The following is a 22710-nucleotide window of genomic DNA, read 5'->3' on the forward strand; positions in this document are numbered from 1 at the left end:
AAGATCGGAAACGGGCGAGAGAGTTGTGGACTTTCCACACGTTTACAGACAATTTAATTTGTCTAATTTCTCACGTCATTATATATTCAAATGTTAGATAAAATCATTCAGTTTAGTATACGAAACAAATTCGTAATACTATTATTTACCCTTGTGCTTATTGCCTGGGGAAGCTATTCGCTTAAAAATTTACCACTCGATGCCCTGCCGGATGTAACCAACAATCAGGTTCAGATTATTACCACAGCACCAACACTGGCAAGTCAGGAAGTAGAGCAATTAATTACGTACCCATTAGAAAGAGCTGTAAAGACAGTTCCAGATGTAATAGAACTCCGCAGTATTTCCCGTTTCGGATTATCGGTTGTAACCGTTGTTTTTGAAGACGATGTTGATATTTACTGGGCCCGCGAACAAATATTCCAGCGCTTAAAACAAGCCGAAGAAAACATTCCGGATTATGTAAACTCTCCAGAATTAGCACCAATTTCTACAGGATTGGGAGAAATTTACCAATACGATGTTTATGCCAAAAAAGGGTATGAAAACAAATACAGTGCTGTAGAGCTAAGAACAATTCAGGATTGGATCATTATTCCGCAATTACAGGGAATTAAAGGCGTTGCAGATGTAAGTACATGGGGCGGAAAACTCAAACAATTCGAAATCGCCGTGAACCCAAATATGCTGAATAGTCTTGGCGTTACCATTACCGAAATTTTTGATGCTTTAGAAAAAAACAATCAAAATACTGGCGGCGCTTATATCGAAAAAGATCAATATACCTATTTTATTCGCGGTGTTGGAATGGCAAAAGGTGTAAAAGACCTTGAAAATGTAGTAGTAAAAAACCGAAACGGTTCTCCGGTTTTGGTACGCAATGTAGCGCAGGTACGCGAAGGTGTGGCATTGCGTTATGGAGCATCAACCAAAGACGGAAAAGGAGAAATCGTGTCTGGTATGGTTTTAATGCTCAAAGGAGAAAACTCCAGCGCCGTTGTAAATCGTGTTCACGAAAAAATGGAACAAATAAACAAAAGCCTTCCTGAAGGAGTAGTTGCCGAAGCCTTTATTGATAGAGGAAAGCTGGTTGATAATTCTATTAAAACCGTTGCCAAGAATTTATTAGAAGGCGCTTTGATCGTGATTTTCGTTCTGATTTTGTTTTTAGGAAACCTTCGTGCCGGATTAATTGTTGCTTCCGTAATTCCGTTAGCAATGCTGTTTGCCGTTATTTTAATGAATGCCTTTGGCGTAAGCGGAAACCTAATGAGTCTTGGTGCGATAGATTTTGGAATTATAGTCGACGGCGCCGTGATTATTGTTGAGGCCACAATGCATCATCTGCAGAAATTCAAAAACAAAAAAGAATTAACGCAGGAAGAAATGGACGAAGAAGTCTATAATTCGGCTTCAAAAATAAGAAACAGTGCTGCTTTTGGAGAAATTATCATTTTGATTGTTTATCTGCCAATTCTGGCTTTAATTGGAACCGAAGGAAAAATGTTCAAGCCAATGGCTATGACAGTTGGTTTTGCCATTATTGGAGCATTTATTCTTTCGCTTACTTATATCCCAATGATGAGTGCTTTGTTTCTTTCGAAAAAAACAGAACACAAAGAAAATTTCAGCGACCGTATGATTGCATGGTTAGAAAGTCGTTATATGCCTTTGTTGAAAAAAGCTTTAGCGTTTAAAAAAGTCGTGCTTTCTGTTGCTGTCGGGTTATTTGCTTTTGCTTTTATTGTTTTCCAAAATATGGGCGGTGAATTTATCCCGACAATCGAAGAAGGCGATTTGGCTATCAATGCCACCATTATGACGGGAAGTTCGCTTACGCAGATGGTTGAAACGACTACAAAGTACGAACAGATTCTAAAAGCCAAATTCCCAGAAATCAAAACCATCGTAACCAAAATAGGAAGCGGTGAAATCCCAACCGATCCAATGCCGATTGAAAGCGGGGATTTAATTATTGTTCTAAAAGACAAAAAAGAATGGAAGGGGAAATACCATAATTGGGAAGAACTGGCAAATGCCATGAAAAAGGAAATGGAAGTAATTCCAGGAGCGAATATCGAAATTTCTCAGCCCATCCAAATGCGTTTTAATGAGTTAATGACAGGAAGCCGATCTGACATTGCGATCAAGATTTTTGGTGATGATTTGGAAATTCTGGATGCTAAAGCGACCGAATTGATTTCGAAAATAAAAGGAATCGACGGAATTGGAGATTTAAAAGCCGATAAAGTAACGGGACTGCCGCAAATTACCATTAAATACGATTATGATAAAATTGCACTTTACGGTCTGAATATTTCTGATATCAACCAAATCATTCGTTCCTCTTTTGCCGGAGAAAGTGCCGGAAAAATTTATGACGAAAGTAAAAGATTTGATGTTGTGGTAAGAATGGACGAAAACAATCGTGCCGATATTACTGATGTAAGCAATTTGTTTATTCCGCTTCCAAGCGGACAGCAGGTGCCGCTTTCTCAGGTAGCTTCTGTTGAATATGAACAAGGACCTGTGCAGGTTATCCGCGAAGACGGAAAACGAAGAATTACCGTTGGTTTAAATGTTCGAGGGAGAGATATTAAAAGTGTTGTCGAAGAAATTCAGGCAAAACTGGATAAAAGCTTTAAACTTCCAGCAGGTTATTATGTGACTTACGGCGGACAATTTGAAAATTTGATTGAAGCCTCAAAAAGACTTTCTGTAGCCTTGCCAATTGCTTTGGGACTTATTTTGGTTCTGCTGTATTTTACTTTCAAAAGTGTCAAACAAGCACTGCTGATTTTTAGTGCGATTCCGTTATCCGCGATTGGAGGTGTTTTTGCGCTTTCGCTGAGAGTAATGCCATTTAGTATTTCGGCAGGAATTGGTTTTATTGCCTTATTCGGAATTGCGGTTTTAAACGGAATTGTACTGATTTCGTATTTCAACCAATTAAAAACGGAAGGTATTTCAGATCCGTTTCAGAGAATCCTTATCGGAACCAAAACACGTCTGCGTCCTGTTTTAATGACCGCAGCTGTAGCTTCGTTAGGATTTCTGCCAATGGCTTTATCCACAAGCGGCGGGGCAGAAGTACAAAAACCACTGGCAACCGTAGTAATCGGCGGATTAATCTCTGCAACACTATTAACCCTAATCGTTTTACCGATTTTGTATTTATTACTGGAGCGTAGGTTTAACCACAAAGAACGCAAAGATTTACGCGAAGAACGCTAAGAAAAATTTAAAGAAAATGAAAAATTTATTATACAGTTTAAGAAAGATAACCTTTGCGAACTCTGCGCATCCTTTGCGAACTTTGCGGTTAAATGAGTTGCTATCGGCAAATAAGGTTTTGTGGTTAAGTGCATTTCTATTAGCAAATACAGCAACATTTGCACAGCAAACCATAAGTCTAGAAAAAGCAATAGAATTAGCCAAATCAAACAACATCGATTTAAAAATTGCTGATAAAGAAATCGAACGACAAAACATTTTAAAGAAAACTGCTTTTCAGCCGGATCCATTGCAGGTGCAGTATCAGGGCGGACAGTTTAACAGTGTTGATTTTGATCATAATGTTTCGATACAGCAGTTTTTTCCGCTGGGAAATGTCACAAAAGCCAATAGACAATTACAGGAAGAACTCGCCAAACTGGCCGAAAAACGAAAAGCATTATCATCTTATGAATTGGAAAAAGCCGTGACTCTGGCTTATTATCAATATTTGTATGGAGTTTCAATTCAAAAATTAAACTCAGAACTAAATGAGATTTATACCAAATTTCTAAAGAACGCCGAACTTCGATTTAAAACCGGAGAAAGCGGGAATATTGAAGTTATAAGTGCAAAAGCTAAAGTAAAGGAAATCGAAACGCAGAAAGAACAACTAAATTACGATTTAGCGATTTACCAAAAACAACTTCAGTTTTTTATTCAGACCGATGAAAACATCGTTCCGGATGAAACGACTTCACTGCAATATCCCTTTATAGAAAATAAGGATTCGAAAGCAGAAAGCTTAATGACCGATTTTTATCAGCAGCAAATTTCGGTTTATCAAAAAGAAGCGGGCACATTTAAAGCGAATCGTACACCAAAATTAGGTTTAGGTTATTTTGCACAGACTATTAATACAGAATCGCTGTTTCAGGGATTTACAGCAGGATTACAGATTCCGTTATTTGGAGGGGTAAATACAGCAAAGGTGAAAGCGGCAGAAATCAGTATTTCGCAGTCACAATTGGCATTAGATAAAAATAAAATTATTCTGAATCTGCAAAAAGAGGAATTACTAAACAATTTTAAAAAACAGCAGAAAAATCTAAATTATTATAAAAATGAAGGTTTGCAATACGCCAATCAGATTATTGAAACAGCTCAAAAGAGTTATGCCAACGGCGATATGAGTTATTGGTCGTATATAAGCTTTTTAAATCAGGCGATCGATATAAAAAAACAATTTGCAGAAGTAACACACAGTTATAATCAAAGTGCTGTCGAACTTCAATTTCCAACTATCAAAAATAATTAATCATGAAAAATATATCTAGTTATTTAACCGCAAAGTTCGCAAAGAAAAATCGCAAAGTTCGCAAGGAAATTAAACTTAGCGTGCTTTGCGGAACCTTTGGAATCTTTGCGGTTACCTTAATCGCTTGTAACGAAAAAAAGGCTGAAGAAACAAAAGAAGAAGAAAAAGAAACTACAGAAGTGGCTTTAAGCGAATCTCAATACAAAACAGTCGGAATTGAAACGGGCATTGTAGAAGACCGCAATCTTAATAAAGTGATCAAAGCAAATGGTTATACTACAGTTCCTCCGCAAAATTCAGCTGAGCTTTCGACTCTAATTGGCGGAACGGTGAAAGATATTTATGTATTGGAAGGAACATTCGTTAACAAAGGGAAAGTTTTGGCAACGATTCAAAATCTTGAAGTTATTGGCATGCAGGAAGATTACCAGTCGGCAGCTGCCAATGTAGAATACCTGCAATTAGAGTACAACCGCCAGAAAACGCTGAGTGATGAAAATGTAAATCCAAGAAAGACTTTTCAGGAAGTAAAAGCCAAATTAGCAGCAGAAAGAGCCCGTGCGCAGGCAGCAAAAAACAAATTAGATGCTTTGCATGTCAACACAAAAGGAACAACATCGGTTGTGCCTATTGTTTCGCCTATTAGTGGTTTTGTTGGGAAAATCAATATTGCCAAAGGCGCTTTTGCAAACACAGGAGTTTCGCTTTTTGAAGTAACAGATAACAGCCAGATGCATTTAGATTTAAATGTGTATGAGAAAGATTTAGGTTCGATTTCTATTGGTCAGGTGATCGATTTTGTATTAACGAATCAGTCTAACAAATCGATTAAAGGAAAGATTTTCGGAATCAATAAATCATTTTCTAACGAAAGTAAAACCGTTGCTGTTCATGCGAAAATCGATCCTGCCGATGCCAAAGGCCTGATCCCGGGAATGTATGTTTCGGCAAATATTAATATTACAAACACAACAGTTCCGGCATTGCCAAAAGATGCCGTTGTTCGAAATGCTGATAAATATTTTGTTTTTGTACAAGAAGAAAATCATCCAGAAGAAAAACACGAGCATAAAGAAGGGGAAAAAGAAGAAACTCACGAAAAAGAAATTCATTTTAAAGCCATTGAAGTCGTTCCCGGAACTACAGATTTAGGTTTTACAGAAGTTAAGTTCGTGGATAAGATTGACTCTCAGGCAAAAATTGTTACGAAAGGGGCTTTTTACCTGCTTTCGGCAATGAAAGGCGGAGGAGAGCATGAACATTGATTTTTTTAAGGTGCTGATATTTTAAGATCCTGAGGTGCTGAGTTTTTTTAGAAATGACAAATGAATGTTTAATTTTCATTCTCAAAAAAAACTTAGCACCTTAGTGCCTTAGCGGTAAAATAAGCGAGATTAAAAACAAACTTTGCTTATACCATTTGCTGCAAATTGATTAAATTTAGAGCATTATTAAAATAAGTTTCCAGAATCTGAAACTTTAAACATGAAACTTTCTCATGATACATCAAGATAAAGAAATAAAAAATACAAAAACTAAAGCCAAACCTTCCTGCTGTTGTTCGCATGACGAACCTGTACATTCAGATAATGACGGACATGATCACGATCATGAGCATGGTGCAGAGGGAAGCTTGTTTAAAATGTTCCTGCCTTCTATTATATCTTTCATTTTATTACTAATCGGAATTGGTTTAGATAATTATTTTCCGCAGGATTGGTTTACGGGATATGTTAGAATCGGCTGGTATGTTATTGCGTATATTCCGGTTGGGCTTCCGGTTTTGAAAGAAGCTTATGAGAGCATTGTAAAAGGCGATGTTTTTTCAGAGTTTTTCCTAATGTGTATTGCCACAATAGGCGCATTTGCAATTGGCGAATATCCTGAAGGTGTTGCCGTTATGCTGTTTTATACGATAGGTGAAACCTTTCAGGGAATGGCGGTTAGTAAAGCAAAATCGAATATTAAAAGTTTACTGGACCAGCGTCCGGATGAGGTTAATATTATAGAAAATAATATTGTTACAAAAGTTAAGGCAAAAGACGTTCAGATTGGAGCCATTATTCAGCTTAAAGCAGGAGAAAAACTTGGTTTAGACGGCGAATTGCTTTCAGATTCGGCTTCGTTTAATACCGCTGCCTTAACTGGAGAAAGCAAACCTGATACTAAAAAGAAAGGAGATACGGTTCTGGCCGGAATGATAAACGGAAATACAATTGCACAGGTAAAAGTAACAACCGCTTATAACAATAGTAAGTTGTCTAAAATTTTAGAGCTGGTACAAAATGCAACCACTAAAAAAGCACCTGCAGAGCTTTTTATCCGCAAATTTGCTAAAATCTACACGCCAATTGTAGTGTATCTTGCTATTGGAATTTGTTTACTGCCAATGCTTTTTGTTGATAATTATGTTTTTAGCGACTGGTTGTACAGAGCTTTGGTTTTCTTGGTAATTTCTTGTCCGTGTGCTTTGGTTATTAGTATTCCGCTGGGGTATTTTGGAGGAATAGGTGCTGCCAGTAAAAACGGAATCTTGTTTAAAGGAAGTAATTTTCTGGACAGTATTTCGACCATTCAAAATGTGGTTATGGACAAAACCGGAACAATGACCGAAGGTGTTTTTAAAGTGCAGGAAGTGATTATAAAACCTGAATTTAATAAAGAGGAAATTCTGAAACTAGTTAATGCTTTAGAAGGAAAAAGTACGCATCCCGTAGCAACCGCAATTCATAATCATGTTGGAACAATTGATTCATCAATTGAATTGAATAATGTAGAAGAAATCTCAGGCCACGGTTTAAAGGCTGAAATAAACGGAAAAGAGCTTCATGTTGGAAACTTCAAACTTCTTGATAAATTTAATATTTCGTATGATGTTGATCCGTCTTCTGTAGTTTATACCACAATTGCCATAGCATACGAAAGAAAGTTTGCAGGCTATTTAACCATTGCCGATGAAATTAAAGCAGATGCTCAAGAAACAGTTTCTAAACTAAAATCTTTAGGTGTAAAAGTTACGATGCTCAGCGGCGACAAAACTAATGTCGTTCAGTTTGTAGCCGATAAACTTAAAATTTTAAACGCTTTTGGAGATTTGCTTCCGGAAGATAAAGTCAATAAAGTAAACGAAATTAAAGCCAAAAACGAAACGGTAGCTTTTGTAGGAGACGGTGTAAATGATGCGCCGGTAATTGCTTTAAGTACCGTAGGAATTGCAATGGGAGGTTTAGGAAGCGACGCTGCCATAGAAACTGCCGATGTTGTAATTCAGGATGATAAACCAAGTAAAATTGCAATGGCGATTAACATTGGAAAACAAACCAAAAAAATTGTCTGGCAGAATATTACTCTGGCTTTTGTTGTAAAAGCTTTTGTTTTAATCCTTGGCGCGGGCGGACTTGCCACAATGTGGGAAGCTGTTTTTGCTGATGTTGGAGTAGCGCTGTTAGCGATTTTGAATGCGGTACGAATTCAGAGAATGAAGTTTTAATTCATCAATATAGACAACAAAAGCCCAATTCATTTTGAATTGGGCTTTTTGGTTTTAAAATTTTAATTCAATTATATTTTCATTATTCTCTAATGTAATTATCGTTGGATTACTTTCAGAAGGAATTTGTGTTGGATACCAATTTCTAGTAGGCTGCACAAGTATTAATAAACCTTCGTGATCGCCAATGGCTGAGAATTTTTCAGTATTGGTATTTTGAGAAAAGAAATGCAATCCATGTTTTTCGATTAATTGATTTCCCAGTTCCAGAGGGTTTTCGGTAACAATTCCTATTTCGCTTATACTTAAAATAGATTCAGGCTTAAATTCTCCCAACTGTTCATTTTCGAGATCGTGTCTGGCAATAAATTCCAGCAGATTGCCATTGTGATCGTAAAAATAAAGAGAATGTGCATTCCAGTTTTCAAAATGAGTAACTACACTTTTATCTTCCAAAACAATTAAATCTACTTTGTCCTTAGACCACTGAATGGCTTCTTCAACCTGATTTTCGGGAATATTAAAAGCAAAATGGTAAATGGAATTAAACTGCAGATCTTCGACAAATTTTAAGATAGAAGTTCCCGCCTTAAAAGTAATCCATTTTTTATCTTCTTCCAGAATAAAAAGGCCTAATACATTTTGATAAAATGCTTTCGTTTTTTGTATATCGTTTGTTTTGATTTGAATCTGATCTATTTTCATAATGGTATTTTTTATTAAAAGAAAATGCTTCTTTTGAGTGATAAACAAATTTAGAAAATGCCTGTGATATCAACGATGCGACGCTATTTTATACATCAATGAAAGCATAGTAAATAAGTATTGGCTGAAGTTAAATTGCATCTTTTTAAATGTTTTAATAAAGTTACAAAAAACACAAACAGTCATTGTTGCAAGATTATCTAAAAAACTTTCATTTTAAAATTTTTGAATTTATCGTTGAGTTTAAAAAAATCGCTTTTTCAAAAGCATAGCTCTATTTTTGTAAGCTTCGGAGAAGCGAAATATTTGTAGCAAAGAATAAACGTTTACAATATAAAGCTCCAGAGGTGCGACATATATTTAGGTTGCAAAAAAAATATGTCGCACCTCCGGAGCTTTTTTTATTCGTCTTATTGTAATTCTATAAATATTTCACCCCGCTGGGGTTTTACCTATGAATTCAATTTTATTACTCGATTATATTTCACGATTTAAGAAAAGTTGAGAAAGAAGAAAAGTACTCAAGATTTAATAGCTGAAATGGATAATGTTTATTTAGTTTTTACAATAAATATTTCTAAAATAAAAAAGCCCATTTCGTAAAGAAATGGGCTTTGAAAATTTGCAAATTTTAGGCAAATGCAAATCCATCAACTAACTTATTTTGGCATTTCAGGAACCATAATTCTTCTTGTCGGAGTGCTTAAAGTTTCGATAAAAGCTAATAGATCGCTGATTTCTTCTTTGCTCAAATCTAACTTTCTAAGCATTGGATCTGATTTTGGAATTAAAGAATCTCTTGCTGTTCCTAAGTATTTCTTTTGAACAGGAGACGGATTTCCTAAATTGTATAATTCTACAACATCCAGTAAAGTTGGAAAATGCCCATGATGCATCCATGGTTTTGTATTTACAACTTCGCGAAGCGTTGGTGTTCTAAATTTGCCAATATCTTTTACATCTTTAGTCACATTATAGCGTCCGAAATCTTCATTTTTTGTACCAAATAAAGTTTGACCGTCGTTATGAAACTGATTATCGCTGAAATAAGGCGTATTATGGCAGTTGATGCATTGCGCTTTGGTTCTGAACAAATGCATTCCTTTTACCTGCTGATCAGTATAAATATCTGATTTTCCGCTTACAAACTGGTCAAATTTACTTTTCGGACTATTGATGGATCTTTCAAAAGTAGCAATCGCATATTGAATTCTCTCTAAAGTCACTTTTTTATCTCCAAAAGCTGCTGTAAATAACGAATTGTATCCTTTAATTTTGGCAATTTTATCAACGGCAATCGTCAGTTTTTCGTTCATTTCTAAAGGATCAGAAACAGGAAATTGCGCTTGATCTTCTAAGCTCGAAGCTCGTCCGTCCCAAAATAGAGAGGTTGCGTATGCCGAATTTAAAATCGTCATAGAATTTCGTTTTCCCGTCTGGCGGTCATGACCAAACGAGCGCGTTAAATTATCCGTCCATCCCAATTCTGGATTGTGGCAAGAAGCACACGCAATCTGTCCGCTTTTAGACAATCTCGGATCAAAAAACAAAATCTTGCCCAAACTTTCTTTTTCCTTCGAATACGGATTATATGCAGGATAAGGAACAGCAGGCAAAACGCCAATATCCTGAAATTTCGATTTATCTACACTTTCGTGTAATTCTGCAGCGGACCATTTTGAAGGATCTCCGCCGGAATAAATTTTTCGTAATTCCTGTATGTCGATATAATCGGGCTGTTCAACGCTTTTATAAGCCGTCAAACTCACGAGGAATAGGAGAGGGAAGATTAGTTTTTTCAATTCTTTTGTTTTTTTGTTTTTTTTTGATTGGTTTTTAAGTCTCAGTCTCAGATTATCTTAGACTTCAAAAGCTTTGTCAAAGTTTTAAACTTTGACAAAGCTTGAATAAAGATTCCAGACTGTTAACTGCGACTGTCAACTGAGACTGAGACTAAATACTTAAAGCGTAACCTCCTTAGGACACGGAATACTCAAAGCAGCAGGTTTTGGATATGTTCTGTTGTTGAACATTCTGTATTGTGTCGAAACTGTTCCTCCAAAAAGTTCGTCATTTGTTAGTTTCAATTCAAATGAAATTTCATATAAACCATTGCTGATCTCTTTGTAAGTTCCTTCGCCGGAAATAGCAATGATATGTGACTTTGATGGAACTGAAGCCGTTGCGGCAGATCCAATGGTAATGTCCTGCGGAATTACGAGAACCGTTCCTTCAGTTTTGCTGTTTCCATTTGCAGGGAAAAACTCCAATGCCGAAGTAATGTTGAACCCTGGAGAAATGGACGCTGAGTTGCTTTCGTTAGAGAACCATCTCTTTAAACCAAAAGAGTTTACAGTGTTGGTTCCGCTGGCAACGTTAAAGCCAATTTTAAAAGCATCGTGGTAAATATCATCATTTGGGTTTGTAGTTCCTCTATCACTGTATAATATGGCATTAGGATCGTCTTTAGTAACAATAACCGGGAAAGTTAGAGCATTGAAAGTCTGCCACGAACAAGCACCATTGTTAAACCAATGTTCACCATATGTTAGATAAAAGGCATTTGTTGGATCTGTAAATTTCGATGCTGGATATGCCTGAATATCTCTTGGTATTTTTATTGGTTTTGTAATAGTTAAGCTGATATTTCCTGTAGCCGTATAATTTGGAATATTGATTAACGTTAATTTAGACTCGTATTGAGCATCATCGTTTTGAAGATCTTCTAAAAGAGTTAAATGATAGTTTACAGAAGTTCTGTTATCACCATAATCATCATGTGTTAAAGAATATTCGAATCCGTTTTGGAACTTAAAAATAGAAGCATTTTCAATTTCTTCCGGGAAAAAACCATTAGGATAGTATACTTTAAAATCAATTGTTTCACCTATTTCGCCTTTTACATTGTACTTTGTTACAGGAAAAGTATAATTAGTAGCGATAGTTCCTAAATTGATATTGAAAGTATCGTTTGGATATGCAGAATTTAGATTTCCAATATGAATATCAGGATCAGAAACGGTTTCCAATTTTAGCTTAATATTTTGACTTGCAGCCCATCTTTTATCAAATGACACATAAATAGTATCGGTTAATTTACTGCCTTGAAAAGTAAGCTGATTTACAGGATTTACGCTGAAACTGTCGCTGGCACCATTTGTTTCGGCACTAAAATTGGCTGTAATAGTTCCCTTTAAGGCACGTGTTGTTAAAGCTACAGGAACTTTTAATGTTCTTATAGCTTTGTTGTCATAAGTTGACTGAGGAACTAGATTTCCGTTTACAGCCGGGTATTCTAAAGGTGTGTTATCACTTTTTACTAAAAAATTAAATCTTAAAAAAGGATCAATATCTGAACCTAATTTATAATCATCTTTTGAACATGAAATATATAACAGAGCTGTAAATAATATACTGAATATCTTAATACGAGTCATTTTGCTGCAAGTTTGGGTTAAGATTAGTGTTGTATGTTGGTATTGGCAGGACGTATTTTAAAGACGGATAAGTCAAACTGCAAACTGTGGCGATACAGCCGTCATTTCTTGAAACATCTTTATGATTTCTGGCAATATCAAAGAATAAGAAACCTTCAAAACATAATTCTTTTCTTCTTTCTAAAAAGATGTTTTCTTTTAAATTGGCTGTATTGGTTAATAATGATGCATTGGCACGGGCACGGATGATATTAATGTCTGCCATTGCCAAATCTGCTCTATTGATTTCAAATGCAGCTTCAGCACGAATCAAGTACATTTCACTGAGTCTAAAAGCGACATAACCGGCATTATTCTGAAATTTTTTGGTAAAGTTGTAATCTCGGTAAGTCTGCACACCGCCTATAATTGTATAAAGTGATTTTGTTAAGAACAATTGTTTTCTTAAATCACTGCTTTCATATAGGTCAATTAAATCATTTGATACTGTATATTTTTGAAAGTTTATGTCTGAAGTATAGCCAAAAGTCTGAGCCATTGATGATGAAACATTTCCTTCTGTGTCTTTCGGAATAGAAAATTCAAGGAGGATTTCTGATACTGGAAGATCTGGTTTTTCCCATTCAGAAACTAAAGTTTCTTTGCTCATTAGTGCAGCACCTGAATTGGTAATTACATCATTTGCCATTTCATAAGCATTTATCCAGTCTCCTTTTTGAAGATAAACCCTTGCTAATAGTGCTTTTGTATTTTTTCTGTTAAAGAAAGAATAAGCGGGACCAGGAAGTAATGAATTGTCTGAGTAATTTTCAACAGCCGTTTTTAAATCATTAATAATTAAGTTATAAGTTTCTGCCAGGGTTTTTCTGGCCGGATATTGTATTCCTGATTTAATAGATTCTGTGTTATAAATTATTCCTAAATGCGATGCATCAGCCGTATATTTATAATCCTGACAGTAAACAAGAGATAAAAGAAAATGGGCATAAGCTCGTATGGTTAAAGCTTCTGCTTTTATTTGATTTTTTTCTGCATCAGTCGCATCTTTTAGGTCAGGAGTATATTCTAAAATTAAATTCGCCTGATTTATGATGTCATAATTAGTATCATAAAATGTTTTAAAATTACTGGACAGCGCCACATCGTCAAAAGAATAAAGCTGCTCAACATTTGCCGATGGCGAAATCTGGCCTTTTAGACCACCTGTTGCTGTTGGACCAAATTTTAAATTGCCTCCCTGTAAATCAGCATAAACAGCATAACGTTCTGGTCTTACATTAGCTTCTACTTCAGTATAAAGTCCGGTAAGTGCCTGCAAAACCCCTGTTTTGTTTTGTAAAAGTTCGTCTACAGATGTTTGGGTTCCGGGTTCCTGCTCTAAAAAGTCACTACAGCTTAGTAATGAAAGTATTAGAAAAAATAGGGATAGGTATTTTGAATATTTCATTTTCTTAAAATTTAGCATTAACTCCCAGCGAGATTGTTCTTGCCTGCGGATAGATATAACTATACTCTCGTATTCCATTCATTCCTTTAGGACTTTTGTCTTTGTACCAATATGCCACATTTGTAGCATCTGCAAAAACAGAAACAGCATCCAGAAAAGTATTCTTTTTAAGAGGTACATTATAACTTAAATTAATATTACTGATTCTGATATAGGTAGCATCGTAAATATATTTGCTTAAGTTTGAGATTATTGGTGAAAGTGTAACGGCAGATTGTGAAACATTGTCGCCTGGATTTCTCCAATAATCGTAAGCATTTACAGAAAGATTTCGATTTGATGTTACATTATATTGATCGATAAGAACACTTGGTGCCATAAAGCTTCCGCCAATTTGATAATCTCCTCTAATAGATAAAGTAAGATTATTGTAGAAAGTAAAATTATTATAGAAACCTCCGTAAGCATCAGCCTGTTTGTCTCCAATAGGTTCCCAGTCTGCCACTGTAAATAACTCGTTGTACGTTTTAGCATCGTAAATCTGTCCATTTTTTTGTATAAGATCTCTTCCTGTTGCTGGATCTACACCAGCCCATTTAATGCCCCATAATGTTGTTGTACTGTAACCTACTTTTTGTGCCAATGCAATATTTGCTTCAGCATAATCACTGCCTAAACCTTTTAAATAAGTTACTTTATTATTTATTGTGGCAATATTAAATGCCGTAGTCCATTTAAAAGCATCGCTTTTTATCCATTTTATTCTTGTAGTAAGTTCAAAACCTTTGTTGTACATGCTTGCTGCATTTAATTGTACAGAACTATACCCTGTTTCTGTAGGAATGTCTCTTGAAGCAATTAAATTGCTTTTATCATCGTAGTAATATTCTAATGTCAATTCGACTCTCTTGAAAACATTAAAATCAAATCCTGCATTGAATTTTGTATTTTTTTCCCAGCTTAATCTGCCATTTGGCGCGGCTCCTGTAGTCGCTCCAATAGAACCATTATACCCGTTTTGGCTTATATTATAAATTCCTTTTGATCTGTAAGAACCAATTTTAGAATTTCCGGTTGATCCGTAACTTGCTTTCAGTTTTAAGAAATCAATCCAGGAATTTGTGCTTAAAAAATTTTCATTACTAATAATCCATCCGGCACCCAAACCGCCATTATGAGCCACATCAGTATCATCTCCAAAAACAGAACTCTGATCACGACGGTAATTTGCTAATAAGAAATAACGTTTTTTGTAGTTGTAATTTATTTGGGAGAATAAAGAAACTCTTGAATTGTAGCTTATTTCATTTCTGTAACTCTGACCGTTTTTAGATTCATCTTCCGGTGTATCCGGATTGTCATCTCTTATGGCGTCTGTGACATTATTGATATGATCAGGTTCTAAAAATCCTACACCAGATTTATAATTAAAATCTGTTTTATCTTCTGCTAATTCAAAACCAACAACTCCATCAATTTCATTGCTTTCATTTAATTGTTTATTGAATAAAGCTTGTCCCTGCCAGTTCCATTTAGTAGAATTTCTCTGGTTTATAAGACGTCTTCCCCAAGCCGGATATGTAATTCCGTCTAAAACAAAAGTCGCATTGTACTGGCCGCTTTCATTTGCTGCAGAAAAATAACGATCCTGCTCTTTATCAGTATAATCCATACCAAATAGAGTAGAAAATTTGATATTTTTATTAAGTTTATAAGATAAATTCAAACTTCCTAAAAGACCAAAAGTCTGCGCTTCGTTTTTATTTTGCTCAATCGCTGCCAAAGGATTTCCTCTTGCAGAACCGCTTGCGCCCAAATCGGCATAAGAACCATCTGCATTGTAAACAGCAAGTGTTGGAAGGTAAGCGAAACTATAAAAAATATTAGGCGCATCTTTTTGAACATAACTAGGATTAAGCATTAAATTAATATCCCATTTACCTGAGTTGTAACCTAAATTAATTCCGGCGTTTAATTGTTTTGTTTCGTTTCCTACCTGCGGTTCATCGATTTTTGTATAACTAACATTCGTGCGATATGAAAATTTAGAAGTAGATCCCGAAACATTAAAATTGTATTTATTATATACACCAGATCTGTTTAATATATTAAACCAATCCGTGTTTATTCCGTTATAAGAAACTGGAACATAACCCGCCGTAGTGTTTTTCATGAACTCATTTCGCAATTCTGTATATTGTTCCCCGTTTAAATATTTAATTTGATTGACTGCAGAAGAAACTCCTAACTGATTAGAAAAACCAAATTGTGTTTTCCCTTTTTTTCCTTTTTTGGTTGTAATTAAAATTACACCATTTGCTCCATCAGCACCATAAATACCAACCGCCGCAGCATCTTTTAAAACAGAAATAGTTTCAATGTTTTCTGGGGCAATTTTCATTAACGGATTGGCCAGATTTTCGGCATAATCGCCGTTTCCGTTAAAATTGGCACTGTCAATAGCATATTCTTCGCTCATTACAACACCATCAACAATAATAAGAGGCTGCGATGAAGTTCCAGTAATAGCACCGCTTAAAGAAGATAAAGTACCTTGTCCGCGAATATTGATTTTAACCGGACCGCCAACGCCAGAAGTATTTTCAACCATAACACCGGCAATCTGTCCTGTAATCATTTTATCAAAACTTTCAGAAGCCTGTTCAACCGCAATATCCTTTGCTTGTAAAGTCGAAATACTCCCTACGATTTCTTCTTTTAGTTTTGTAGTTCCATAAGAAGAAGTAATCACAACCGGATTCAGTTCGTCTCTAGTTTCCTGAAGATAAAATACGAAATCCTTTTTGTTGTCTGCTTTTTGAGACTGAGGTTCCATTCCAAGAAATCCAACTTCAAGAACAAGATTTGGGATATTGTTTCCTTTTAACTGATAAACAAATTTTCCGTTGAAATCAGTTACAGCACCCATTCCGGTTCCTTTTATGCGGATAGTTGCGCCCGGTAGAGGCTGTTTGTCTTTAGCATTATAAACCGTTCCGGTAATAAATCTTTCTGTTTCCTGAACATCAGAATTAGACGAATCAGGAGTAGAGCTGGTTAATAAAACCTGCTTTTTCTGAATGTAAAATGAAATGTTTTTATCTTTTAAAAGCTGTTTTAAAGCCGTTTCAAGGGAGGCATTATTTACATCTAAATCCGCCAGCTGATCGGCATCGATTTTACGGGCGTTATAAATTATTCTAAAATCAGTTTGTTCCTCAATAGATTTGATAATTAGGCTTATAGGTTTGTTTTTTACATGTAATGTTATGTGTCTATTCTGAGAAAATCCTTTAAATCCAGATATGAGAATAGCTAAGAAAAACAGAATTTTTCTTAAAACGGGTTGTATCGCAAATGTCATGTTTATTTATTTATCGAGGATTGGTGATCGTAATTGTTTTATGTTCAATTGAATAGTTAAAAGGAGTGTCGCGTTTTAGCAGGTCTAAAATGTTTTCGACACTAGATTCGCTTATATTTATTGTACCAGTAAAATTCTGTCTGGCCAAATCAGAATTTTGATTGATAATTTCAACGTCGTAGGTACGCTGAATAATTTTAGCGATTGTAGAAAATGGGGTGTCTTTAAATGCCAGTTCTCCTTTAGTCCAGGCCGAGTAAAGAGAAACATCAACATTTTTGAGGGTAATTTTTTTAGCGTTATTCTGCCATGTTGCCATTTGGTTTGGTTCAAGCAAAATAACATTCGAAGGATTGGCAGTTTCAGACATTTGAATGCTTCCTTCTATCAAAGTACTGTTAACAGTAGGATTTTCAGGATAAGCGCTCACATTAAACTTTGTCCCAAGAACCTTAATATCAACCTGATTGGCGTTTACAATAAACGGATGCTCTTTATCTTTGGCCACTTCAAAAAAAGCTTCTCCGGTTAAATACACATTTCGGTTTCCGTTATTGCTAAATTGTTCCGGATAACGTAAAGAACTTCCGGCGTTTAAACTCACGATAGTACCATCCGAAAGTCTAAGTTTGAAACGTTTTCCATACGGAATAGTAAGCGTATTGTAAACTACTTTATCAGCAGCAGTTTTACCAAAATAAATGATTTCATCAGGAAATTTTTTGGCCACTAAATCTCCTTTGTCATTTACCAAAGTGGTTTGATTTTTTCCAGAAAAATATTCTATACGGCCGTCGCCCATTTCCAGAACAATTTCTTTTGATGTTTTAGAGGTATCGGTAAATAATAAAATAGTTTTTCCTAACCCAATCAAAACTAAAAATACTGCAGCATAACTTAAGTACTGCTTCAGCCTGTTTTTTGGTTTCATTTGAATTAATGGAACAGAATCACTTAAAATATCTTCAGATAAGCCGGAAAGAACCCACGCTTTCTTTGCCTTTACAAATTGTTTTTTATTATCTTCCGATGCTTCAATCCATTCAAAAAGTGCCTGAACTTCTTGTTCTGAAGCTTCGTTAGAAAGATATTTTTGTATTATTTCCGATGTCATATTTGAGTATTAAAACGTCTCACTATAGTTAGTACACTTCAGAAATAAAAAACCCTACCTTTTATTCTTAATTATTATAAATAAGGATAAAGATTAGGAACAAATAATCCGATAATTTGGTCTTTAAAATCTTCAAAGCCTTTGTCATATGGGCTTCTACGGCTTTTAAGGTAACTTCCATTTCTACGGCGATTTCTGCATTTTTTTTATTTTCGAAGCGTTTTTTTATAAAAACTTCCCTGGTTTTGGGCGGCAAATCGTTGATAGATTCCTGAATGATACGTTCTAATTCAGTTAATTCTAAAGTATCGAATTGAAGCGAATTTAAAACCTCAATATCCAGTTCTCTTTCTTTGTGGTTAAGTAAGTCGTTTTTAAATTTATCCTTCACCTTATTATGGCGGATTAAATTCAAACATTTAGATTTGGCATAAGTAAACAAAAAGGCCTGAATTCCGTTTATAGATTCTACACTTTCTCTATTCTGCCATAGGTGTAGTAAAGCTTCCTGAGCCAGATTCTCGGCTTCTTCCTGGTCATAAATAAACTGAACGCTGAAAGACTGAATTCTTCTAAAGTATTTATCATAGAAAAACTTGAAAGCAGTTTCGTCTCCTTCCTTAAAGGATTTGAAGAGATTTAATTCGAAACTGGTATTGTTGTTCATTAATAAAAATTTATTTTGGAAAAGCAATATTAAGTAAATTTTAAAAAGTACTTATATTTGCCCGGAAAGCGGCAAATATAAAAGTTTATTTATATTAATTCTAAATAAAATTCAAATAAACTACTTTCCTGAAAAAATTATTCAGAATAGGTTTAGTATTGCAGTTTTTGTAACCGCAAAGCACGCAAGGTTTTAGTATTTACTTACGTAATATAAACGCCAAGTTCGCAAAGCTTTACCTAAAAACTTTGCGAACTTTGTGTTCCCGATGGCTATCGGGATTGTATTCTTTTCGTTTAAATAATTTTGCGGTTAATTAAGTATCAAATCTATATTTTGAGACAACCTCTCGGCTAATTCAGGTGTAGTGTTGTTGTTTAAAACCCATGGAACCAGTTTTCCCTTGTTTATAATTTCATCTTTAGAATAAACTAAACTGAAATATTCCTGTAATTCGTTGTAATCAACTGGTATTGGAAGATTTTTTTTATTCTCAGGGATTTCTTCAAAATAATATCTGGAGTCCAGTAATGAAGGATATTTTTCTAATAAAAAATTATTCAAAGTATAAGAAGGACCGGCTTTATACAAATCCTCTTTTAGAATTCCTGTGATTTTTGTATTTCCTATATTTTGTTTTAAATCTTTATAAGCTTCTTTGGTTGTCGAAAAATCAGATTGGAGCAGCTTATCTTTTTGCGACAACTGCCTAATAACCGAAAGTTTCACATAATCGCCGTTTATTTCAATTACCTTAAAAATAAAGTATTTGTGTTCCATGCTTTGACTCCCGTTAGAGCCGCTTTGTTTACTAAAGATAAAACTTCCTAGTTGCAGTTTATGCTCAGGGCTGTTAATTGCTTTTTTCCATTGATAAGAATCATAAACTAATTTTTTGAAAGCATATAAAATGAATACAAAGACAACGCCGGCTATAAATATTTTTTTCATTAAATGGAAATTTCATTAAAAGTACTACTTTTTAACCGCAAGCAAAGTTTTTTCACTTAGTATCCTTATAAAAAACGCAAAGCCCGCAAAGCTTTATTTAAAACTTTGCGAACTTTGCGTAAACCTTCGCGCTCTTTGCGGTAATATAACTTCGAGGTTAAAAAATCAAATAATAACTTTACGATTAAAATTTCGCCATCCAAAACCAATCAGCAATAAATTGAAAAGTAATAATGGTAAAAATGCTTTCATAAAACTCGTTTCAGAATTATCAGTAAAAGTTTCTACTTTAAAATCTCCCCATTTTTGTTCGTTGACCGGAGCATTATCAAATATCTTTGGATAAAAATGCAGGCGTAGTTTTTCATGAAATTTCGTTGTTTCTTTTAAAAACAAAAGTTGGTTTCGCAAATCAGATTTTGCAATTTCATTTAACTGAATTTGTGTGTGAAGCGTTGGAATAAATTGCGCAATCAGTTCACTCGCGCGGTTTCGCTGCTGTAGTTTCGTTTCTAATTCTTTGGATTGTACAGCCGATTCGTCGTCGCCCATTTGCTGCATAGCATAATACCAAAGCCAGCTGAATTCTTTATCAGGTAAAGGATAATTTTTAAACTGCGGATAATGTTTGTAGAATTTATCCAGCGTTTCCTGTTTATCCATATCCCATTTTTCATGATAGGCATTTCTCTGCGTAAGCGTTAATTCTAAAGCTTCGGGAACTTTATATCTATTGATGATATACGTATTGATTCCCGCCGGAAGAATGATAATTAGAAACAGCCAGATTGTCAATAAAATTACAGCATTGAAATTGGAGTTTTTTTGAAGAGAAACAATGAAAAAACAAACCGCAAACCAAAATAAAATATACAAAACCGAAAGTCCATAAAACACCAGAAATGCTTTATCAATTGGAATCTGCAAAAACAAAACAGCCGCTAAAAGAATCAAAGTTAAAAGAGCTGTTAGACTTAAAATTCTGATATAGAACAATTTTAAGATATACAAAAACGTATTCGGACTTTGTGTTGCTACAATTTTCCAGGTTCCAGATTCTTTTTCTTCTGAAATAATATTATACGAAAAAGCAATAATCAAAAGCGGAAATAAATATAAAAGCACAAAACTAAAATCGATATTTCCTGACAAAAGATTGCTCGGATTATTGAGTTCTGAATCGTATTTCTGGCCTTCCAAACCTCGAATCGTAACATTTTGAATGGACGGATTTACATCGCGCTGCCCAATTGCCAAACTGTTAATGGGCAATGTATTATTAACCAATGAAAATTTAATGTAGTAGAGGAGAAGTCCAATTTCGTCTTTATGAAAAGCAGCATTTCTCGCAATATGTTCTTTTTGATAAACAGCTGCTTCGGTAATACTATTTTGTTGTTTTTCCTGAAACTGACGGCCAATTAAAAGACTTATAAAACCAATGATTAATAAAAAAAGTAAGCCAATTTTGGTACCTTTTGAACGTATGAAATTTTTAAATAAGAGTACTAACATATTAAATGGCTTTTAGATTTTTAGCAGCAATTCTGATCAAAACAAATAGCAGAATTACCCATAAAAGAATAGAAATAACAGAAACGATTTCGGTTTTTAAAACCTCCCAGACGCCTTTTGGTTCATAATGAAATTCTTCAACATCAGCCCAATGTTCTCTGCCAATTGTAAGCGGTTTATCGTTGGGTCCGGGTTTTTTATTGCTGATGTATTTTACCTGCAAAGCATTCATTTTCTGCGCCATTCCATAACGGTATTTCTCAGCTTGTTTCTGGAAATCGATGTACGAATCATAATCAGTATTCGATAATCCCATCGATAAATTTTTCATCGCGATGTACGGATTAAAGAAAGAAACGGCTTTAGAAAAACTGTTTTGTCTGGCATAAATTTTCAAAAGTTCTTCTAAATGTTTGTTGTAAATATTCGAGCTGATTTTTTCGCCTTCGGTCATAATAAATCCTGAATAATTGAAAGGAAGTTTCTGCACCGAATCGACTTTATAAGCCCGAAGTAAAGAGTCTTTTATGGCTTTATAATGCACATCATTTGGGTTATGACTGTCGCCTTGTTTCAGGATATCTTTTTCGATATCGCTGTTAAACTGAATTTTAGAAGGTGCTTCATACAAATAAGCTCCAATGGCCTGTGTTGTTCTTGGCAGAATGATGGTAAAAATCAGCCAGATTCCAATTAACGAAACCAATGCTTTTTTTGAGGTTTTGCTTGACGCCGAAATCAAAACTGCTCCGACGCAAAAGAACATCAGATAAATAAAATGAAACCCAATAAATAAAAGCATTTTTATTGTTTCATCGGCCGAAATTGAAAAGTTTTGAAGCGTTAGCCAGATTAAAACCAAAATGATAATGGTGGGAATAAAAAGCAGCATAACAACGCTGGCAACTCCCAGGACTTTACCAAACAAAAGCTGTTTCCAGCTGATTCCCTGACTCAAAAGGATTTTTAAAGTTCCGTTTTCTCTTTCGTATGCCACAGAATTGAAACCGACAAAAAAGATTAATAAAGGCAGTAAAACCTGTAAAACCATGGCAATGCTGATTTCGCCGAAACGAAGCATGCTGTTTGAAAATCCGGCTTCAGAGAAATTGGCTGTATTTTGCTTGTGCGCTTCAAGAAAAATTGCATTTCCAAAAAACAGTTCCATTCCAAATTCAAAAACGCTCAGGGAAGTACTTTTTCTAAAAGCAAAATTCCCGTAATGTGCCATTCTATGCGGATTTTTATCCGGGTTTTTCAACCAGTCTTCGCGGGATTCATGCTGATATTTTTCGCTGGTTTCGTTTTGGTTTTTGTAATTGTCCCAGCCCGAAAACGCAGCAAATAAAAGCAAGGCGCCAATAAAAAATGTAATAATATAAATCGCCTGATTTTTAAAAACAGAATTTTTAAAATGTCTGGCTATAAGGAGTTCTGTATGTAATAATTTCATATTTATTTAAAATTTATCAGTTGCGTGTAATGGTTT

At 34.9% G+C, this 22710-nt stretch carries 14 protein-coding genes; 4 read left to right on the plus strand and 10 right to left on the minus strand.

Going from position 1 to position 22710, the window contains the following annotated elements:
• Positions 1–90 precede the first annotated feature (90 nt).
• The 4 genes from PQ462_RS09180 (at position 91) to PQ462_RS09195 (ending at position 8021) form a co-directional block, all read left to right on the plus strand.
• Positions 91–3234 (plus strand): efflux RND transporter permease subunit, encoded by a 3144-nt coding sequence (locus PQ462_RS09180; RefSeq protein ID WP_274253208.1) that lies wholly within the window; start codon positions 91–93, stop codon positions 3232–3234.
• Positions 3235–3250: 16 nt separating this feature from the next.
• On the plus strand, positions 3251–4531 hold the full coding sequence (locus PQ462_RS09185; protein WP_274253209.1) for a TolC family protein: 1281 nt from the start codon (positions 3251–3253) through the stop codon (positions 4529–4531).
• Positions 4532–4533: 2 nt separating this feature from the next.
• On the plus strand, positions 4534–5796 hold the full coding sequence (locus PQ462_RS09190; protein WP_274253210.1) for an efflux RND transporter periplasmic adaptor subunit: 1263 nt from the start codon (positions 4534–4536) through the stop codon (positions 5794–5796).
• Positions 5797–6029: 233 nt separating this feature from the next.
• A complete protein-coding gene (locus PQ462_RS09195; RefSeq protein WP_274253211.1) occupies positions 6030–8021 on the plus strand; it encodes a heavy metal translocating P-type ATPase in 1992 nt (663 codons plus the stop codon).
• A 54-nt stretch (positions 8022–8075) separates the two neighbouring features.
• Here the strand turns inward: PQ462_RS09195 and PQ462_RS09200 are convergent, their stop codons facing one another.
• From PQ462_RS09200 to PQ462_RS09245, 10 genes are all read right to left on the minus strand, one after another.
• Positions 8076–8726 carry a VOC family protein gene (locus PQ462_RS09200; RefSeq protein ID WP_274253212.1) on the minus strand — a complete coding sequence of 217 codons (651 nt, stop codon included), beginning with the start codon at positions 8724–8726 and terminating at the stop codon, positions 8076–8078.
• Between the two features lie 659 nt (positions 8727–9385).
• Positions 9386–10528, minus strand: coding sequence for a cytochrome-c peroxidase (locus PQ462_RS09205; RefSeq protein ID WP_274253213.1), 1143 nt, complete (start codon positions 10526–10528; stop codon positions 9386–9388).
• 159 nt (positions 10529–10687) lie between these two features.
• The gene (locus tag PQ462_RS09210; RefSeq protein ID WP_274253214.1) at positions 10688–12163 is read right to left on the minus strand and encodes a hypothetical protein; all 1476 of its coding nucleotides are present in this window, start codon (positions 12161–12163) and stop codon (positions 10688–10690) included.
• A complete protein-coding gene (locus PQ462_RS09215) occupies positions 12150–13610 on the minus strand; it encodes a RagB/SusD family nutrient uptake outer membrane protein (protein WP_274253215.1) in 1461 nt (486 codons plus the stop codon). The genes PQ462_RS09210 and PQ462_RS09215 overlap by 14 nt, the downstream gene beginning before the upstream one ends.
• A 4-nt stretch (positions 13611–13614) precedes the next feature.
• Positions 13615–16974, minus strand: coding sequence for a SusC/RagA family TonB-linked outer membrane protein (locus tag PQ462_RS09220; RefSeq protein ID WP_274253216.1), 3360 nt, complete (start codon positions 16972–16974; stop codon positions 13615–13617).
• A gap of 10 nt (positions 16975–16984) precedes the next feature.
• Entirely contained in the window at positions 16985–18088 is a 1104-nt protein-coding gene (locus PQ462_RS09225; RefSeq protein ID WP_274253217.1) for a FecR family protein, read from the minus strand.
• 67 nt (positions 18089–18155) lie between these two features.
• Complete coding sequence (locus tag PQ462_RS09230) at positions 18156–18755, minus strand: RNA polymerase sigma-70 factor (RefSeq protein WP_274253218.1); 600 nt, start codon at positions 18753–18755, stop codon at positions 18156–18158.
• A 312-nt stretch (positions 18756–19067) separates the two neighbouring features.
• Complete coding sequence (locus PQ462_RS09235; RefSeq protein ID WP_274253219.1) at positions 19068–19706, minus strand: hypothetical protein; 639 nt, start codon at positions 19704–19706, stop codon at positions 19068–19070.
• A 165-nt stretch (positions 19707–19871) separates the two neighbouring features.
• Entirely contained in the window at positions 19872–21221 is a 1350-nt protein-coding gene (locus tag PQ462_RS09240; RefSeq protein ID WP_274253220.1) for a DUF3526 domain-containing protein, read from the minus strand.
• Position 21222: 1 nt separating this feature from the next.
• Positions 21223–22674 (minus strand): ABC transporter permease, encoded by a 1452-nt coding sequence (locus tag PQ462_RS09245; RefSeq protein WP_274253221.1) that lies wholly within the window; start codon positions 22672–22674, stop codon positions 21223–21225.
• Between the last annotated feature and the right edge of the window lie 36 nt (positions 22675–22710).

Origin of the sequence: Flavobacterium sp. KACC 22758 (genome assembly GCF_028736135.1) — a bacterium.
Lineage (GTDB): Bacteria > Bacteroidota > Bacteroidia > Flavobacteriales > Flavobacteriaceae > Flavobacterium > Flavobacterium johnsoniae.

Coding starts and splice junctions, on each gene's coding strand:
- PQ462_RS09225 (WP_274253217.1), bottom strand. CDS start 18,088: ATGACATCGGAAATAATACAAAAATATCTTTCTAACGAAGCTTCAGAA.
- PQ462_RS09230 (WP_274253218.1), bottom strand. CDS start 18,755: ATGAACAACAATACCAGTTTCGAATTAAATCTCTTCAAATCCTTTAAG.
- PQ462_RS09215 (WP_274253215.1), bottom strand. CDS start 13,610: ATGAAATATTCAAAATACCTATCCCTATTTTTTCTAATACTTTCATTA.
- PQ462_RS09210 (WP_274253214.1), bottom strand. CDS start 12,163: ATGACTCGTATTAAGATATTCAGTATATTATTTACAGCTCTGTTATAT.
- PQ462_RS09200 (WP_274253212.1), bottom strand. CDS start 8,726: ATGAAAATAGATCAGATTCAAATCAAAACAAACGATATACAAAAAACG.
- PQ462_RS09180 (WP_274253208.1), top strand. CDS start 91: ATGTTAGATAAAATCATTCAGTTTAGTATACGAAACAAATTCGTAATA.
- PQ462_RS09190 (WP_274253210.1), top strand. CDS start 4,534: ATGAAAAATATATCTAGTTATTTAACCGCAAAGTTCGCAAAGAAAAAT.
- PQ462_RS09245 (WP_274253221.1), bottom strand. CDS start 22,674: ATGAAATTATTACATACAGAACTCCTTATAGCCAGACATTTTAAAAAT.
- PQ462_RS09195 (WP_274253211.1), top strand. CDS start 6,030: ATGATACATCAAGATAAAGAAATAAAAAATACAAAAACTAAAGCCAAA.
- PQ462_RS09240 (WP_274253220.1), bottom strand. CDS start 21,221: ATGTTAGTACTCTTATTTAAAAATTTCATACGTTCAAAAGGTACCAAA.
- PQ462_RS09220 (WP_274253216.1), bottom strand. CDS start 16,974: ATGACATTTGCGATACAACCCGTTTTAAGAAAAATTCTGTTTTTCTTA.
- PQ462_RS09235 (WP_274253219.1), bottom strand. CDS start 19,706: ATGAAAAAAATATTTATAGCCGGCGTTGTCTTTGTATTCATTTTATAT.
- PQ462_RS09185 (WP_274253209.1), top strand. CDS start 3,251: ATGAAAAATTTATTATACAGTTTAAGAAAGATAACCTTTGCGAACTCT.